The organism is Peribacillus sp. SIMBA_075, assembly GCF_046534585.1.
The window spans coordinates 1-272 of the sequence record NZ_JAWRYN010000612.1; the positions used below are offsets into that span (position 1 = coordinate 1).

Here is a 272-nt window from a genome sequence, read left to right on the forward strand (position 1 = left end):
CCCCTTTTAATAATATCCAGATGCCCAAGGGTAATTGGATCAAAACTTCCCGAAGAAATAGCTATACTAGTCATTCCGTCCCCTCACCTTCATACTTATAAATCGATATTGCTGTAATCCCATAATTTTCAGCTCTTACTTTTACAAGATTCCCTATAGAATCAGGTAAAACCACATCATTACCATGCTCTGACATAATTAATCCATCTCTATGTAGCAATCCATGTTGATCCATCACACTAATTAAAGATACAATTTTTTGATCTTTATAT

Annotated in this window: 1 protein-coding gene and 1 pseudogene; both read right to left on the reverse strand. The window is 34.2% G+C overall.

The annotated features are described in order from the left end of the window. A pseudogene (locus SB775_RS29625) lies at positions 1–74 on the reverse strand (pantetheine-phosphate adenylyltransferase); the annotation flags it as partial. Next, positions 71–272: RsmD family RNA methyltransferase (locus tag SB775_RS29630; protein WP_410864811.1), on the reverse strand; the 202-nt coding region annotated here is incomplete at its 5' end. The pseudogene SB775_RS29625 and the gene SB775_RS29630, both read right to left, overlap by 4 nt.